At 35.9% G+C, this 16,564-nt stretch carries 20 protein-coding genes and 1 other RNA gene; 10 read left to right on the forward strand and 11 right to left on the reverse strand.

Annotation, left to right across the window (positions count from 1 at the left end; all coding sequences use genetic code 11):
* Positions 1–31 precede the first annotated feature (31 nt).
* The 3 genes from V3Z67_RS00820 to V3Z67_RS00830 all read left to right on the forward strand — a co-directional run bounded on the left by V3Z67_RS00820 (position 32) and on the right by V3Z67_RS00830 (position 2,029).
* Positions 32–466 carry a hypothetical protein gene (locus tag V3Z67_RS00820; protein ID WP_330441535.1) on the forward strand — a complete coding sequence of 145 codons (435 nt, stop codon included), beginning with the start codon at positions 32–34 and terminating at the stop codon, positions 464–466.
* 51 nt (positions 467–517) lie between these two features.
* Positions 518–1,465 carry a phosphoribosylaminoimidazolesuccinocarboxamide synthase gene (locus V3Z67_RS00825; protein ID WP_330441536.1) on the forward strand — a complete coding sequence of 316 codons (948 nt, stop codon included), beginning with the start codon at positions 518–520 and terminating at the stop codon, positions 1,463–1,465.
* A 180-nt stretch (positions 1,466–1,645) separates the two neighbouring features.
* A complete protein-coding gene (locus tag V3Z67_RS00830) occupies positions 1,646–2,029 on the forward strand; it encodes an ankyrin repeat domain-containing protein (protein WP_330441537.1) in 384 nt (127 codons plus the stop codon).
* A 52-nt stretch (positions 2,030–2,081) separates the two neighbouring features.
* Here V3Z67_RS00830 and V3Z67_RS00835 read toward each other — a convergent pair whose 3' ends face one another.
* A complete protein-coding gene (locus V3Z67_RS00835; protein WP_330441538.1) occupies positions 2,082–3,170 on the reverse strand; it encodes a M42 family metallopeptidase in 1,089 nt (362 codons plus the stop codon).
* Positions 3,171–3,249: 79 nt separating this feature from the next.
* Between V3Z67_RS00835 and V3Z67_RS00840 the strand changes: the two genes are divergently transcribed.
* Both V3Z67_RS00840 and V3Z67_RS00845 read left to right on the forward strand, forming a co-directional pair.
* On the forward strand, positions 3,250–3,927 hold the full coding sequence (locus V3Z67_RS00840) for a DUF4294 domain-containing protein (protein ID WP_330441539.1): 678 nt from the start codon (positions 3,250–3,252) through the stop codon (positions 3,925–3,927).
* Between the two features lie 76 nt (positions 3,928–4,003).
* A complete protein-coding gene (locus V3Z67_RS00845; protein ID WP_330441540.1) occupies positions 4,004–4,327 on the forward strand; it encodes a hypothetical protein in 324 nt (107 codons plus the stop codon).
* A gap of 6 nt (positions 4,328–4,333) precedes the next feature.
* Here V3Z67_RS00845 and V3Z67_RS00850 read toward each other — a convergent pair whose 3' ends face one another.
* The 4 genes from V3Z67_RS00850 to V3Z67_RS00865 form a co-directional block, all read right to left on the reverse strand.
* Positions 4,334–4,837 carry a DNA polymerase III subunit gamma/tau gene (locus tag V3Z67_RS00850; RefSeq protein ID WP_330441541.1) on the reverse strand — a complete coding sequence of 168 codons (504 nt, stop codon included), beginning with the start codon at positions 4,835–4,837 and terminating at the stop codon, positions 4,334–4,336.
* A gap of 179 nt (positions 4,838–5,016) precedes the next feature.
* Entirely contained in the window at positions 5,017–6,102 is a 1,086-nt protein-coding gene (dnaX, locus tag V3Z67_RS00855; protein ID WP_157483558.1) for a DNA polymerase III subunit gamma/tau, read from the reverse strand.
* Positions 6,103–6,186: 84 nt separating this feature from the next.
* Positions 6,187–7,281, reverse strand: coding sequence for a DNA topoisomerase IB (locus tag V3Z67_RS00860; protein WP_330441542.1), 1,095 nt, complete (start codon positions 7,279–7,281; stop codon positions 6,187–6,189).
* Positions 7,247–7,576, reverse strand: a complete 330-nt coding sequence (locus V3Z67_RS00865) for a hypothetical protein (protein ID WP_330441543.1) — start codon at positions 7,574–7,576, stop codon at positions 7,247–7,249. The genes V3Z67_RS00860 and V3Z67_RS00865 overlap by 35 nt, the downstream gene beginning before the upstream one ends.
* A gap of 176 nt (positions 7,577–7,752) precedes the next feature.
* Here V3Z67_RS00865 and rnpB point away from each other — a divergent pair.
* Positions 7,753–8,062: RNase P RNA component class A (gene rnpB / locus V3Z67_RS00870), an RNA gene on the forward strand.
* 4 nt (positions 8,063–8,066) lie between these two features.
* On the opposite strand, the gene V3Z67_RS00875 is transcribed toward rnpB, so the two are convergent.
* Genes V3Z67_RS00875 through V3Z67_RS00885 form a run of 3 tightly spaced genes read right to left on the reverse strand, consistent with a single transcriptional unit; the run spans position 8,067 to position 10,058 of the window.
* Entirely contained in the window at positions 8,067–8,615 is a 549-nt protein-coding gene (locus V3Z67_RS00875; RefSeq protein WP_330441544.1) for a DUF3575 domain-containing protein, read from the reverse strand.
* Positions 8,616–8,670: 55 nt separating this feature from the next.
* Positions 8,671–9,258 carry a 16S rRNA (guanine(966)-N(2))-methyltransferase RsmD gene (gene rsmD, locus V3Z67_RS00880; protein WP_330441545.1) on the reverse strand — a complete coding sequence of 196 codons (588 nt, stop codon included), beginning with the start codon at positions 9,256–9,258 and terminating at the stop codon, positions 8,671–8,673.
* Positions 9,255–10,058, reverse strand: coding sequence for a DUF3822 family protein (locus V3Z67_RS00885; protein ID WP_330441546.1), 804 nt, complete (start codon positions 10,056–10,058; stop codon positions 9,255–9,257). Before V3Z67_RS00885 ends, rsmD begins: the two co-directional genes overlap by 4 nt.
* Positions 10,059–10,172: 114 nt before the next feature.
* Here V3Z67_RS00885 and V3Z67_RS00890 point away from each other — a divergent pair, with 114 nt between their 5' ends.
* Positions 10,173–11,594: an ATP-dependent DNA helicase gene (locus tag V3Z67_RS00890; protein WP_330441547.1), complete on the forward strand. Its 1,422-nt coding sequence runs from the start codon at positions 10,173–10,175 to the stop codon at positions 11,592–11,594.
* A gap of 20 nt (positions 11,595–11,614) precedes the next feature.
* On the forward strand, positions 11,615–12,343 hold the full coding sequence (gene kdsB, locus V3Z67_RS00895) for a 3-deoxy-manno-octulosonate cytidylyltransferase (RefSeq protein ID WP_330441548.1): 729 nt from the start codon (positions 11,615–11,617) through the stop codon (positions 12,341–12,343).
* Here kdsB and V3Z67_RS00900 read toward each other — a convergent pair.
* Positions 12,340–13,059, reverse strand: a complete 720-nt coding sequence (locus tag V3Z67_RS00900) for a phytanoyl-CoA dioxygenase family protein (RefSeq protein ID WP_330441549.1) — start codon at positions 13,057–13,059, stop codon at positions 12,340–12,342. The two genes, kdsB and V3Z67_RS00900, sit on opposite strands and share 4 nt — an antisense overlap.
* A gap of 4 nt (positions 13,060–13,063) precedes the next feature.
* Positions 13,064–13,726, reverse strand: a complete 663-nt coding sequence (locus V3Z67_RS00905; RefSeq protein ID WP_330441550.1) for a spermidine synthase — start codon at positions 13,724–13,726, stop codon at positions 13,064–13,066.
* 60 nt (positions 13,727–13,786) lie between these two features.
* On the opposite strand from V3Z67_RS00905, the gene V3Z67_RS00910 reads away from it, so the two are divergent.
* Entirely contained in the window at positions 13,787–14,338 is a 552-nt protein-coding gene (locus V3Z67_RS00910; protein ID WP_330441551.1) for a 1-acyl-sn-glycerol-3-phosphate acyltransferase, read from the forward strand.
* Positions 14,339–14,522: 184 nt separating this feature from the next.
* Here V3Z67_RS00910 and V3Z67_RS00915 read toward each other — a convergent pair whose 3' ends face one another.
* Positions 14,523–15,068 carry a helix-turn-helix domain-containing protein gene (locus V3Z67_RS00915; protein WP_330441552.1) on the reverse strand — a complete coding sequence of 182 codons (546 nt, stop codon included), beginning with the start codon at positions 15,066–15,068 and terminating at the stop codon, positions 14,523–14,525.
* Between the two features lie 278 nt (positions 15,069–15,346).
* Between V3Z67_RS00915 and V3Z67_RS00920 the strand changes: the two genes are divergently transcribed.
* Positions 15,347–16,513: a M14 family metallopeptidase gene (locus V3Z67_RS00920; protein ID WP_330441553.1), complete on the forward strand. Its 1,167-nt coding sequence runs from the start codon at positions 15,347–15,349 to the stop codon at positions 16,511–16,513.
* The last annotated feature ends 51 nt before the right edge of the window (positions 16,514–16,564 follow it).

A 16,564-nucleotide genomic window follows, 5' to 3' on the forward strand; every position in this document is an offset into this window, starting at 1 on the left:
AACCAACCAAAGGGCATTATATTTATTTACAATGGATTTTACCAAGCCAAAAACATTTGTGTTAAGTATAGTAGCGGTTTTAATTATATTACCTATAGTATCATTACTGTTTTTTTTAGTATATAGCAAGGGTTTAGGTTCAGTAGGGACTTATGGAGTTAACAAAACTGTAGGGTGGGCTTGGGATATTACAAATTATGCTCCATATATAGGAGCATTTGTTATGGTTTTATGTCTGTTGGGTTACGGCGTTATGTGGAGATTAAAATTTAAGGTGAGTAAAGCAATAAGCCTTATTAATTTTGTTAGCCTGATAACTGCTCTATTACTGGGTTCTACCAGTATGATTATAATGTCGCGTTATCCTGAACTTATTTTATCTTTCATTGCTTTTGTAATGCTCATTATTAACCTATCCTTTGGAACAAGGTTAAAAATGTATGATAAAAAGCAAAATTTGCAATAATAAGTTTCTTATTTTTGCAGCTTGTTAAACATGAAATAACACTATAAGGTAATGAACACCATCACGACCACTGATTTCAATTTTCCGGGACAAAAATCGGTTTACCGCGGTAAGGTAAGGGAAGTATATAATATTAACGACGAACTGCTTGTTATGGTTGCGACCGACAGGCTTTCGGCTTTTGATGTGGTTATGCCAAAAGGTATACCATACAAAGGACAGATACTTAACCAGATTGCAACTAAATTTATGCGTCTCACAGAAGATATAGTTCCTAACTGGTTAATTGATACACCAGATCCAAACGTAGCTGTAGGTCATTTATGTAATCCGTTTAAGGTTGAAATGGTTATTCGTGGTTATCTTTCAGGTCATGCTGCCCGCGAATATGCTGCAGGTAAGAGAGTACTTTGCGGTGTTGAACTTCCGGAAGGACTTAAAGAGAACGATAAATTCCCTACACCAATTATCACTCCTACAACAAAGGCAGATAATGGTGAGCACGATATGGATATTTCCCGCGAAGCTATTTTAGCAAACGGTATCGTAAGCGAGGAAGATTACCTTGTACTTGAAAAATATACAAGAGACCTTTTCCAGAGAGGTACTGAGATTGCTGCTTCAAGAGGACTTATTTTAGTAGATACCAAGTATGAGTTTGGTAAAACTAAAGACGGTAAAATTGTATTGATTGATGAGATACATACGCCGGATTCTTCCCGTTATTTTTATGCCGATGGTTACCAGGAGCGTCAAAATAAAGACGAAGCTCAAAAACAGCTTTCTAAAGAGTTTGTAAGACAGTGGCTTATCGCTAACGGTTTTCAGGGTAAAGACGGTCAGCAAATACCTGAAATGACTGAAGAGTATATTGAAAGTGTTTCTGAAAGATACATTGAGCTTTATGAAAATATCTTAGGAGAGAAGTTTGCTAAAGCTGATATTTCGGATATTAACAGTCGAATTGAAAAAAATGTTGTAGCATTTTTAAATAAATAATTTTACGATAAATAATCTTTGAAAGCGTCCTGCCTGTGCGGGACGCTTTTATTTTTATATGCCTGCATAGTAAGATGAGTATTGTTAAAAAAATGTTAAAATAAAATAACACTGTAACGTTTAATTGTTTATGGTCGTCTATTAAAGCAAATCAAATCATCAATTTAAAAATCAATCATCATGAAAAAAACGATCATTTATTTAGGCTTAGCCATATTTGCATTTAGTAGTGCTGCAATGGCATCAACAACTGTTCAACCTGCATCAGCCGGATTTGAGTTAGTAAAGGAGTATTACTCTGTAACACCACTTTGCAATGCTATTTGTAAAGGGGATGTGGAGACTGTAAAAAAATTCATTGAATACGGTGCAGATGTTAATGAGACATCTAACGGTAAAACACCTTTAATGCTGGCTGCGCGTTATAACAACGTTGAAATTATGAAGTTATTAATCGATAATGGAGCTTACGTAGGCGCTAAAGACGAAAGAGGTCATACAGCTGAAAAATATGCTGAGGCATCTAAAGCCAAAGAAGCACTGGAGTTTCTTAAAAACGTATAATTAATACTTTATGTCCTAAATTAAAAAGCACCTCATTGAGGTGCTTTTTTTATTATTTAAAGTAAGAGAAAGTCTCTTCGTTTTCAATTTTAAGCAGTGATTCGTAAATCAGTTTAATTACGTTTTCTACATCATCACGGTGAACCATTTCTACCGTGGTATGCATATAACGTAAAGGAAGTGAAATTAAAGCAGAAGCCACACCACCGTTACTGTAAGCAAAAGCATCGGTATCTGTACCGGTAACTCTTGATGAAGCTAGTCTTTGGAAAGGTATACTGTTATTTTCAGCAGTATCAATTATAAGTTCCCTAAGGTTATTTTGTACAGCAGGAGCATAAGTAATAACCGGACCTTTACCTATTTGAGTTTCACCTTCAATACGCTTATCAATCATCGGGGTTGTACTGTCGTGGCAAACATCGGTTACAATAGCTACATTAGGACGGATGGTTTTGGTAATCATTTCGGCACCTCTTAAACCAACTTCTTCCTGCACAGAGTTTGTTATGTATAATCCAAACGGAAGTTTTTTCTTGTTTTCATGTAGTAACCTGGCAACTTCGGCAATCATAAAGCCACCTATGCGGTTATCAATAGCCCTGCAAACAAATTTATTTTCATTAAGAACCATAAAATCGTCAGGATAAGTAACCACACAGCCTACGTGTACTCCAAGTTTTTCAACTTCTTCTTTAGTAGAGCATCCAAGATCAATAAATATGTTTTCTATTTTAGGCTGTTCTTCCTTGTCGCGAAGACGGGTGTGTATTGCCGGCCAACCGAAAACACCTTTTACAATACCTTTTTTTGTATGGATGTTTACACGTTTTGAAGGAGCAATCATGTGGTCAGATCCTCCATTTCTTATAACATAAATCAGGCCGTTATCCGTTATATAGTTTACATACCATGATATTTCGTCACTGTGGCCTTCAATTACAACTTTGTATTTGGCATCAGGATTGATAATACCTACTGCAGAACCATATGTGTCTGTAATAAAAGTATCTACATAAGGCTTTAGGTATTCCATCCATATTTTCTGGCCACCGGCTTCATATCCGGTAGGGGACGGGTTGTTTAAATATTGTTCTAAGAAGTCTAACGATTTAGCGTTTAGTATAGATTTTTCTGACATACAAATAAATTTTGGCTAAATTACTAATTACATTACAGAGTAACATATAAATGTCTAAATTTGGGATAAATTTTTAAGAATGAGAGCACAATTTTCAGTCATATTAGTACTTTTTTCACTTCTTTCAGGGTTTTGTCAGGAGGTTGGTCAGGACACCATTAAAAAGGGTGTTGTGAATCAGGTGGAGAATGATAGCATAACCTTTGAATACGATTTGGAGGAGATGGTTATATCTAATGTGGACGATACCATTAGTGCCGAACAGAAAAAAAGTTTACTGATACTAAAAAGGAGGGTTTTAAAGGTGTATCCCTATGCTAAAATAGCTGCCGACAGGCTTACTATGCTTAATGCTAACATGGAGAAGCTAAAAACAGATAAAGAGCGAAAAAAATATGCTAAAATTGTTGAGAATTACCTTGAAAATGAGTTTGAAGACCAGTTAAAAAAGCTTTCAAGGAAAGACGGACAAATACTTGTAAAATTAATACACAGGCAAACAGGTGAGTCTACCTTTAACCTTATTAAAGAACATAAAAGTGGCTGGAAGGCCTTTTGGTCCAGCAAAATCGCCAAAATGTTTGATATTGACCTGAAGCGTGAATACAGCCCCGCTACAGTTGCTGAAGATTATTATATTGAAGGCTATTTATTACAGGCTTTTAACTCTCACAGGCTGGCAAGGCAGGAGCCTGCTTTTGAAATTGATTATGATGCCATAACACAGCTTTGGAAGAATAAAAATAAAGCCAAATAATTAAAAATTACTTAATATCTGCTTTTCTTTTTTTTAAACCTGTAGTGTGACCTTTGCGCAAGAAAAAGAAAAGAAGGTGAAGACAGAACAAATTAACAGCTCACAGGAGCTTACCACTCTTTTAAAGGTAAGAGGTATTGATACTTCCCGTTTTGAACCTATAGGTGCGGGCTTTTACCATCAGTACGAAGATTGCTTTAATGCGTCGGTAATTTGTATAGACAGGGAAAAGCTTAGTAAAGGGAGTCCGTATTTAGTAAAAATAATCCTTGAAGATTTTACAAATGATGAATACCTGGTATTCCGTAAAAAATTTGAAGTGATTATTAATCCCGAATATCGAAACTACTACAACCTTAATATTGCTGAAGAGTTTTTACAAAGCCAGTTAAGTTGCTAGCTTAGTTTAAATATCAAGATCAAATGTTTTGCGTAATAAATCCAGTGCCGGATTTATATTTTTAAGTCTTTCATATCGGTCTTCCGGTGTAAACGCATATTTCTTCTCTACTGCCTCATTTACATGTGTTTCGACAACTATGTCATGGTTGTGGAGTTTCCCTCTTAAATAGCCTAAAAGTTCTATTTTATTGTTATCGAAGTCAACCTTAGAACCTTCATTTGGCAATTCAAGTTTAATAGTAAACCCATCCTCCTGTAATATAGGATCATTAATTTGCATGTAGGTAGACATGATTTTTTGTCCGGTATCGCTAAGGCGCTGGGCAAACTTATTCCACAACAATCGCATATCGGTTTCGCTAAAAGCTTCGGTAGGAAGCTCATCATGATGCCTTTGCATTGCTTTCTGGCTTTCCGCCAATGCGCGTTTTTGCCTGATGCTGTTTAGGGATAAGGCTGATACTTTTTCGCTGTTATCAGGTTCCGGTTTAGGCGGAGCTTTAACCACTACAGGGGCTTCTACTTCCAGTTCTTTTGCCGGAAGGGGAGATATACCACCTGTTGTTTTAGCTTGTTCCTGTGCGGGTTGTGATGTTGTATCCTGAGTATTTATCTGTTGGTTTTCAGGTGCAGTGTTCTGTACAGGGGAATTACCCTTGTCTAAATCTTTAAAATAATGAGGAGGGATTATAAATTTGTCAGCTTTTTTTTTTCTCCATCAAAAGTGATAGAGGCAAGCTGCATCAGGCATAATTCGACCAATAACCTTTGGTTTTGGCTTGTTTTGTATTTAAGGTCACAATCGTTAGCTACATCAATAGCCTGTAAAAGAAAATGCTGTGAAGCCTTTTTAGCCTGCTCACCATACATTTGCTGTGCAACCTCTCCGGCTTCCAGCAAAACAAGCGTAGCAGGGTTTTGACATACTAATAAATCACGGAAGTGAGATGCTAATCCGGCAACAAAGTGATGTCCGTCAAAACCTTTTGCAAGTATGTCGTTATAAGCTAATAAAAGCTCCGGTATTTTATTTTCAAGAATAAGGTCGGTCACCTTTATATAATACTCATAGTCAAGTACATTAAGGTTTTCGGTAACGGCTTGGCGTGTAAGGTTAGTACCGCAGTAACTTACCACACGGTCAAAAATAGACAGCGCATCACGCATGGCACCATCAGCCTTTTGAGCGATAATATGTAAAGCATCATCCTCAAATGTAATTCCCTGACTTTTGGCAACTTCTGCAAGATGTTCTTTAGCGTCTTTTACAGTAATTCGTTTAAAATCGAATATCTGACAACGAGAAAGTATCGTTGGGATAATTTTATGCTTCTCGGTAGTTGCAAGTATAAAAATGGCATGCCTTGGTGGTTCTTCGAGTGTTTTAAGGAAGGCATTAAATGCCGCCTGAGATAACATGTGAACCTCGTCAATAATATATACTTTATACTTACCTGTTTGTGGTGGTATCCTAACCTGATCGATAAGATTACGTATATCGTCTACAGAGTTGTTTGATGCCGCATCGAGCTCAAAAACATTGAAAGCGAAATCTTCGTTAGGGTCGTCATACCCTTCCTGATTAATTTTACGGGCTAGTATACGGGCACAGGTAGTTTTTCCAACACCTCTCGGTCCTGTAAACAGTAAGGCCTGAGCTAAGTGGTTGTTATCTATGGCATTTAGCAGCGTATTGGTAATAGCCTGCTGACCCACAACATCCTTAAAGGTTTGCGGGCGGTATTTTCGGGCTGATACTATAAACTGTTCCATAGAAAAATCTGTGCAACAAATATACTAATTGCAGGGTCAATGGCAAGTTTGTTTAAGCTGTAATTAATTAAAAGTTACTAACATTTAAGCTACCACTTCGGCAATGTTTTCATTTGAAAGGAGTTCCAGTAAGGCTTTTTCTTCTGTATTAAATGGCGTTTTGTTATCGCTAACTAGTTTATAGTTCCAAATACTTCCGTTTTCATATGAGGCTATAACAGTTGGGTGAACGTAATACTTTTTACAAACCGAACGTGTGTTTCCCAGTTTTGAAGCCACACTGTCTAAAACCGATACTATTTTCTTTTTACAGTCGGTTATACTGGTATGTTCGCCTATTTCATGAAAAGAACACAGTGCATTGAGGCTTCCTGCCCATGCCCTGAAATCTTTTGCGGTAAAATCTTCACCTGTAATTTCTTTTAGGTAGGTATTTACATCTGCCGATTCTATACTGTGGTGTTTTCCGTCATCATCATAGTACTGAAACAGTTCATACCCCGGAATATCCCTACATTTTTTTACAAGATTAGCCAGCCTGCGGCTTTGCAGCTTTATTTTGTGTTTTACTCCTTTTTTACCTGTAAAGTCAAACCATACTGTAGTACTTTTAAACGTAACATGTTTGTCTCTCAAAGTTGTAAGCCCAAAAGATCCGTACAGCTTTTTATAGGCTTCATTTCCTATCCTGATGTTTGTAAGTTCCAATAGTTTTACCACTAAGGCAACAACCTTTTCATATGGCATTCCTTTTTTATTCAGGTCGGTTTCTATCTGTTGGCGTATATCGGGTAAAGCAAGGGCAAACCTGCGTAGACGGTAAAACTTAGACTGATTTCTTATTTTAGTCCACTCAGGGTGGTAGCGGTACTGTTTTCTCCCTTTTTTATCATAACCGGTAACCTGTAAATGTCCGTTTTCATAAGGAGAAATCCATACATTTTCCCAGGCAGGGGGAATAACGAGTTTTTTAATCCTTTTCAGTACATCTTTGTCGGATAGTATATTTCCGCTGTCATCGGTATAAAAAAAGCCATTGGTTTTACGCTTTCTGTAATAGCCTTTTTCACTATTAAGCGAATAGCGTAAACCAACGGCTTTTGCGGTAACTTTTGGATCGTTACCTATTTTTTCCAGTTTGTTTTTAAGCCTTGGCCCCATTTTCTGCACAGCCTTCATCTCTGCCTTTAATACTTAGGTTATGTAGCATTTTAGCAGCACTTTTTTCGGTATAAGCTCCGTGTGATGCAACAAAGACACCTTTTTCTCCGTCTTTAGACATAATCCCGTATACGGTAGCCTCATCGGCAGGGTCGGTTTCTCCTTCGTAACGGTATATGTGCTCGATTGAAAAATCTTCACAGTGTTGTTTTATACGGTCTTCGTCAAGATTAAAATCGGTTGTGAATCCTTTTTGATATAATTCTTCTAACGCTTTAGATACAGTAGCGTAGTGATACATTTGCCTGTCCATAATTTCTCTTTTTATAGTTAATGTTTGTTTTACTATAATAAAATTACAGATTTACTAATTGCTTCGTTGCCAACGAAGTGTTAAACAAAAACGTTGTATTTATAAAAAATCTTAAATATTTATGTGAGGCAACTCAGTTTTATTGAAGGGTTTAAAAAGTTTAAATGTATCTTTGCGCCGCAGGCCGCCTTATCGCTGCGCTTAGGCGTGGAGGAAAGTCCGGACACCGTAGGGCAGCATAGCGGGTAACGCCCGTCATTCTGCTTAGGCAGGAGAGGACAAGTGCAACAGAAAGGATGTACAGGTAATGCTGTAGTGAAATCAGGTAAACTCTATGCGGTGAAATGCCATGTATACCGGCAATTAAGGGCTGCCCGCCCAATGCCGGGGGGTAGGCAGATAGACCCCTGTAGTAATACAGGGGCCAGATAAATGATAAGGGTCCCGAAAGGGATACAGAATCCGGCTTACAGGCCTGCTTTTCTTTTTTTTAAAGTTGGTAACTAAACATAATACCTCCACGGTAAGGTAGCCATTCGCCACTTTTGTTGTAGTTTTTAACATGTTCATAGCGGGTATCGGTACCAAGGTAATAGCCTTTGTAACCTGCCTGCTGGTTACCGCCTCCCATAAACATATCTACCATCCATTTATTATTTATTTTAATTTGATATCCAATAGTGAAACCAAAAAATAGGGCATACCCTTTTTGGTATTTATTTGAATTGATGTAATTCCATTTCTGGAGTTCAAACTTACTGGCGCCAATATGTCCTCCTACATAAATACCTTTATAGTTTTCATCAAAATGGTAACGAAATTCAGATATTCCCATTATTGTTTTAAAAGGAGCGCCGTTTAAGGAATTCCAATGAGAACCTAAAACATCAAACTGGTAGGTTACTTTTTTAGCCAAACTGGTTTCTATACCAATTTGTGGTATTCCCAAAAGGGTTGTTGGAGCATTAAACTTAAAATAAGTTTGTGAAAATGAATGAGTAACAGTAAGTAAAAGAGCGGATAATAAAATTTTTTTCATTAGCAAAAACGGCCTCTATGGGAGACCAAAAATTATAGTGAATATTAAAATTGGATTATTCAATTTCATCGTCTTCTGATATTCCTGTATCTTCAAATTCTTCATTATCAAATTCAAAAAATGTAAATTGTGATGCACCATATTTCTTTTGGAAAGAAAAGTTCATCAAATGGTCCATTTTAGTGTGTTTTGAATGCTCAATTATCATCATTCCGTCTTCCTCAAGTAAATCATTTTCAAAAACCAAGGATACAATTTCCTCAAATAGTTTCTGATCCATATCATATGGAGGATCGGCAAAAATCATGTCATACGAAGACTTATTAGTCTTTAAAAACTTAATTACATCGCTTTTTATTGCGGTAATAGGAAAATCAAATTCGGCAGCAGTTTGTTTTATAAACTTAACACAACCAAAATCACCGTCAACAGAAATTGCACTGTCGGCGCCACGCGAACAAAATTCATAACTTATATTTCCGGTGCCCGAAAAAAGGTCAAGTATTCTAAGTCCTTCAAAATCAAAACGATTATTAAGGATGTTGAATAGTGATTCTTTAGACATATCGGTAGTTGGTCTTACCGGAAGGTTTTTAGGAGCCGTTATTCTGCGTCCTTTGTATTTACCTGAAATTATTCTCATGAGTTAAACAGTATAAAATGCTTTAGACTTTCTTCTATGCTTTTGTTCCATCGGTCAGCCAGCATATAAGGGTCAAAAAGTGACAGGTTCCTTATATACTTGTAAGCAATGCTGTAACAGGGATTATCTTCACTTACCCTACCAAGTAAACAAACTTTTATAAATTCAGGGTTAAGTTGCAGTTGCTCTAATGTAAACAATAAATAGTATAAAAAGTCTTCGGGTGTATTGTATTCAAACGAGTTGAAAAGAAGTAGTTTTTGGTTTTTAACAACAACAATTTCAAAGTGTGTTGACTGTAAATGCACAAAAACCTGCTTGTCATCTATATTTTTTGAGGCGTCCAGCAGTTTAGATACCAATATGCTATTTGTGTTTTTGTATTCAAAAGAACCGTAACGGTCTATAAGAAAATTGTTTACATCCATAAACGGAACATAAATATTATTCATGTCGTAGTTCTCTATGGTATCAAACGCAAAAAAATCAGTATCAAAAACTTTTGTATTGTATTGTAAATAGCTGCCTAAAAATTCTTCGTCAAAAAGTGCATTGGGAACAAAGGTGTTAAGGCTGTTGTCATGAAGCACCACAATCTCATCATAGTCATTCATTAACTCAGGATGATTAACAAATGTTTTCCAGAGCTGATCTTCAAGTGGTTTTAATACAGAGAAGGCAATGCTGTGGTAATCAGTTATTTCCTGGTTTAAGGTGTCAAAACAACAAAAAGACATTTCGCTTTGCGCAATTTGCATGGAAAGTTTTTTATAGTTTTTTGTTGTGATGGTCTCGTTCATTGAGTAATTTTTGATGAGTTACAAATTTACATTCTTTTTTGGTTTAGCACCGGTTACTCGTAAAAATCACCTTATCTTTGAGGTTCATTTTTCAAAAAAGAATTTATTCCATTAATGACTTCAGCCAATTTTTATAAAATACTCCGTCGCCAGTTTCCGTTTAACCCAACTGTAAAGCAGGATGTTTTTTTACAAAAAATAGCAGAATTTATAACTAACAACGATAGCGATGAGCTTTTTGTACTAAAAGGGTATGCCGGTACGGGTAAAACAACCATTATAAGTACACTGGTAAATCATTTACAGGAAGCTAATAAAAAATATGTGCTGCTGGCACCTACCGGGAGGGCGGCTAAGGTAATAGCCAATTACTCTCAAAAACCGGCCTATACTATACACAAGCGTATTTATTTCCCTAAGAAGGCGAGTGGTGGTGCTATGGGGTTTACCATGCAGCAAAATAAATTTAAGAATGCCATTTTTATTGTAGATGAGGCTTCGATGATATCTGACGTGGCAGCCGAATCAAAAATGTATGAAAACGGCTCTCTGCTGGACGATCTTATCTCGTATGTATACTCGGGTCAAAATTGTAAAATGATCTTAATAGGGGACACTGCACAGCTTCCTCCGGTAAATTTAGATATTAGTCCGGCATTAAATATTGATACACTCTCTTTAAATTACCAAAAAGAGGTAGAGCAGATAGAGTTGGACGAAGTTATGCGTCAGGAAACCGACTCCGGTATTCTGTATAACGCTACAGAATTAAGAGAAATACTTAAATCGGCTTTTTTTGATACTTTTCAGTTTAAAGTACGCGGATTTAAGGATATTGTACGTCTTGTAGACGGATATGATATTCAGGATGCGATAGAGAGCGCTTACAGTAACTATAGTATTGAAGACACCGCGTTTATTGTACGCTCCAACAAAAGAGCTAACCTTTATAACCAGCAGATAAGGGCTAAAATACTTTCGAGAGAAAGCGAACTTTCCACAGGGGATTTTCTGATGGTGGTGAAGAATAATTATTTTTGGCTCAATGAAAAATCAGAAGCCGGGTTTATAGCCAATGGTGATATTATTGAAATTCTGGAAATTTTCAGGATTGAAGAGCTGTATGGTTTTAAGTTTGCCAGAGTAAAAGTACGAATGGTTGATTATGCCAACCAGCCGCCATTTGAAACGGTGTTGTTACTTGATACTATTACCAGCGAATCACCATCGCTTACTTATGAGGAGTCTAACAGGCTGTATCAGGAAGTGCAAAAAGATTATGAAGGAGAGAGTAATTATCGTAAATTCATGAAAATAAAAACTAACCCTCATTTTAATGCGCTACAGGTAAAATTCTCGTATGCCATTACCTGTCACAAATCGCAGGGAGGGCAATGGAATACGGTATTTATAGAACAGCCTTACCTGCCTGAAGGCATAGACAGGGATTATATAAGATGGTTGTATACAGCTGTAACCAGAGCAAAAGATAAACTCTATCTTATAGGGTTTAAGGATGATTATTTTGAAGATTAATAGTATATAATATTTTGAATATGAAAATTATAGCGGTAATACCGGCACGATATGCCTCAACTAGATTTCCGGCAAAATTAATGCAGGATCTTGGAGGTAAAACAGTTATTTCTCGCACTTATGAGGCAGCTGTAAAAACAGAACTGTTTGATGATGTTTTTGTAGTGACGGATTCTGATATAATTTTTAAGGAAATTACCGATAACGGCGGTAAAGCCATTATGAGCATCAAAGAGCATGAGAGTGGGAGCGATCGTATTGCCGAAGCTGTTGAGAATCTTGATGTTGATATTGTTGTTAATGTACAGGGAGATGAACCTTTTATCAACAAAGAACCACTTGCCGATGTGCTTGAAGTGTTTAAAAGTGATGCTGCCCGCGAAATTGATCTTGCCTCATTAATGATTGAAATAAAGAATTGGGAAGATATAGAAAACCCTAACAATGTGAAGGTTATAGTAGATCAAAAGCAGTTTGCATTATATTTTTCACGTTCGGTTATACCATACCCAAGAGATAAGGAGGCCGGAGCCAAATACTACAAACACATTGGTATTTATGCTTTTAGGAAACACGCCCTTATGGATTTTTACAAACTGCCTATGCAAAGCCTTGAGGCTACCGAAAAACTGGAGCAATTACGTTACCTTGAATATGGTAAAAAAATACGCATGGTAGAAACTACCCATGTAGGTATAGGTATTGATACTCCCGAAGATTTAGAGAAAGCCAGAAAAATGCTGAATTAGTTAACAGTCAGTTTTTCAGCCCATTGAAGTTGAGTTGGCAATTGTAAACTACTGAATTCTATATGTATAACCCTTCTGTTGCTGTTGTTTACAGTTCTTGCCGAACTATGCAACAGTAGCGGTTTCATTATCATTATACCTCCTTTTGGTACATTACAGCTAACCTCAGTTTCTTTGTTCCAGTCAATAGTTTCAGGGCGATAAATCTTTTTGAGATGCGATTTTGGGACTACTTTTAAGGCTCCGTTATTTTCATTGGTATCGTCAAGATGGATACGGATGGTGAAAATATTTTCCAGAACATCCACAGGAGGCTGTACGGCAAACTGATTTTGCTTTACAGTCCAAGGGCCGTAATTTTCAATTTCTGCTTTTTGATTTACCGATATGGTTAAATCCTGATGATAGGCTACAAACCAGTTTGAGTTACCGGGTTTATCAAAGTAAATTGATTTGATAGGGAAGTAGTCTTCTCCAAAAATACTTTTGATTACCTCCTTTAGTTTTTGGTTAAATAGTACTTCGGTTACATTTGGTACTTCCTTTAAAAATTGCCTTATAGCAAAAAGATCTTTTGATCTTCGGAAGGTAGCACTGTCGCTATCGGCACTGTTAATAATTTCTGCAATTTGGTCTATATCATCCTGTGAGTAAACAGCATCAATTACAGTAAATCCGTCGTTATTTATTTCTATTTTATATTGTGGAAAATGCATATTACTATCCCAGTTTTTTTATGGTAAAGAGTTCGTTGTGGTCTTCAACTTTAGGGTACATCCTTACCGAATAATTTTCATTAAAACAGGAGCGGTACGCTTCATTTCTCTCTTTATCTTTTTTTGATAATGTCATGGTATTAAACAGTATAAAGCCACTTACATTAAGTAAAAAATTGATTCGGTTTATAAAGAATTCTTCAAACAAAAAGTTAGGCATAACCGTATCCTGAAAGATATCTATTATTATCAAATCGTACTTTTCTTTTGTTTTCAGTACAAATTCAAAAGCATCATCATTTACAATAGTTACACCCGGAGTATCGGCAAGACCAAAGTAGGTATTTGCTATTTCAATCACTTCCGGATCCAGTTCAACTCCCGTTATTTTTCCTTTAAACTGTATCTCATTTACCAGTGTTTTTATTACACTGCCGCCTGCTACACCAAGCACTAAAATATTCTCAAATGCTCTTATTCTTTCAAAACCTATATAGTGCAGTCCTTTCCTTAAAATACGTTGCAGGCTGCCATAGGAGTAATTAGTTCTTTTAGAGTCGAGTACAAGCTGTCCGTTATTCCAGGTCACTTCGAGAGTGGTGCTTATACCGGAATTTCGTTTGTAAATATTTATGGGAATAAAGTAACTGAGAAATCTCTTAAACATGGCAATGTGTTTCGTAATTGTAAATATATAGTATTTTTACCCCAGCATTTTTAAATAATTATGAAAAAAATATACCAATTTATATTTTTCAGGCTAATGGGATGGCGCTTAAACGGTTCTATTTCACCTAGTCTTAAAAAGTGTGTAATGATAGTGGTACCACATACGAGTTGGATGGACTTTGCTATTGGAGTATTTGCCAGGGGGAGTATAGGGCTTGAAATGCACTATGTTGCTAAAAAAGAGTTATTTGTATTTCCTTTTGGAGCTTGGTTTAAATGGATGGGTGGTGCACCGCTTGACAGGAAGAAAAATGAAAATAAGGTAGAGGCTATCGCAAACATATTTAAAAACCGTGAAGTATTCAGGCTGGCAATAGCTCCCGAAGGTACCAGAAAAAAAGTAGAGACTTGGAAAACAGGCTTTTATTATATAGCACTAGAGGCAGGAGTACCCATACTGGCAATTGCTTTTGATTACGGAAAGAAAGAAGTAAAAATAGCTGAACCGTTTTACCCGACAGGGGATAAGGAAGAAGACTTTAAAATACTGGAGTTGCATTACAAAGGAGTAACAGGGTATGTGCCCGAAAACAGCTATAAAAATGATTAAGAATAGTTTAACTTAAAATTATACCTGTTTAACATTTAATAGATGTAATTTTATAATGCACCAATAAAAATAATATTAAATAAATTTAAGTAGCCGGGAAGAGGCTACTTTATGGGAGAAAATAAATTTGTGTTTGTTTTATTGGTTAATGAACCCCGTGATTTTTAAAAATCATGGGGTTTCTTTATTTACGGGGTTTGTAATTTTTAAAAGTACCGTCTTTGTAAAAAATAACTACCTGTTCCACATCACTGTTATAATTTACAATTGTATCTATAGGAGGAGCAGGGTTAGTATGAGTTTCAGCTTTTTCAGGTGCGTGATTCACAACTTCTGTATTTTCCTTAAAATTATTTTTTTCTTCAAATTCTTCATTTTCTATCGGAGGTATAGCTGTCTCCGTTTTTTCAGAAAACAAATCACCAACATTATTGTTTTCAGTTTTTGGCTCAATGTAAACAGGAGGAGGGGACGGTATGTTTACTTCCGGTGTTGGAGTTTCGCTTTTAGGAAATGTCCCTTTTCCGTTTAGTAACCAATACAAATCTACATCAGGAAAATTATCGGTAACCCTTAATACAAAATCAAGACTGGGTTTATTTCTGCCCGAAAGCAGGTGAGATAAACTGGAACGTTGTACCCCAATTTTATCGGCAAATACAGAAGCCGATATATTGTAATAATCAAGTATGTTTTCCAGCCTTTTTATGAAATCATCTGTGTTTATCATTGTAAACAAGTGTTGGTTTTGTAATGTTTTACAAATGTAAACAATACTTTTGAGATACACAAATAGTATATAAATACGGCACAACAACATAAATCGTTAGTTTATATAGATACATTAAATCTACTGATTTATAATGTTTTATAATACTAAATAAAGGTAGTGTTAAACATAATTAACACTATAAACTAAAGATGTTTACAAATGTAATTCATAAGATTACTTTCTTTGTTTACAATTGTAAAAATTAAGATGTTTACTTTTGTAATCTTAAATAGTTAATGATGGATTTTGAAGGAATTTATAATAGTTACTTAAACAACAAACTACACGGCAGGTATATAACAAACGAGGATATAGAGCCAATACTTAATGACTTAAAAACCGATTTCGAGATTGGTACTGTAGGAACATCTGTAATGGGGAAACCTATATATAGTATAAAAGCAGGTAGTGGTAAAACCAGGGTGTTTATATGGTCGCAAATGCACGGAAACGAATCAACGACTACAAAGGCGGTGTTCGACTTCTTAAACTTCCTTAAAAGCGATAATGAGATTGCACTTGCTTTTAGGGAGCGCTTTACCTATTATATATTACCTATAGTTAATCCTGACGGCGCTGCGTTATATACACGTGCAAATGCTAACGAGGTTGACCTTAACAGAGACTCGGTTGACCTTACGCAACCCGAAAGCAAGGTGCTTAGGCAGGCTTTTGAGGATTTTAAGCCTGATTTTGCTTATAACATGCACGATCAGCGTACTATTTTCGGTTTAAGGGAGAACGGAGATGTAAAACCAGCTACTGTTTCGTTCCTGGCACCTTCTTATAATGAACAAAGAGAGATAAACGAGCCAAGGCAAACAGCTATTAATGTAATAGCAGCCATGAATAACACCTTGCAACAGTTTATACCGGGGCAGGTAGGACGTTTTGATGACGGATTTAATATTAATTGTATAGGTGACATGTTTATGTCGCTGGGAGTACCTACAATTCTCTTTGAAGCAGGTCATTATCCAAATGACTATTTAAGAGAAAAAACACGAAAATTTATATTTTTCGCAATATTATCAGGATTTTATGCTATTTACGAAAACGTTATAGCTATTAACAAAAGCGAAGAATATTTTAGAATTCCTCAAAATAGAGTAATATTTTTTGATATGATGTATAAAAATGTCAAAATAAATTATGAAAATAAAGAAATAATCACGAATTTTGCATCTCATTACAAAGAAGTACTTATTGATAAATCTGTAATTTTCGAAGCTTTTGTTAAGGAAATAGGGAAACTTGATGATTTTTACGGTCATATAGAGTATGATTGCGAAGGTGAACTTTTCTATAACAGCGATGGTGGTAATTTGCTAAAAAGTGAACAAAAAGCAGACTTTATGATAGGTAAAAACAGAGAATTTGTTAATGGAATAGAAAAAAAATAACAATATTCTTTTTTTATTGAAAATAAATTAATTTTTTTGTAATGCATTTTT

It is taken from the genome of Flavobacterium sp. C4GT6 (assembly GCF_036347315.1).
GTDB lineage: Bacteria > Bacteroidota > Bacteroidia > Flavobacteriales > Flavobacteriaceae > Flavobacterium.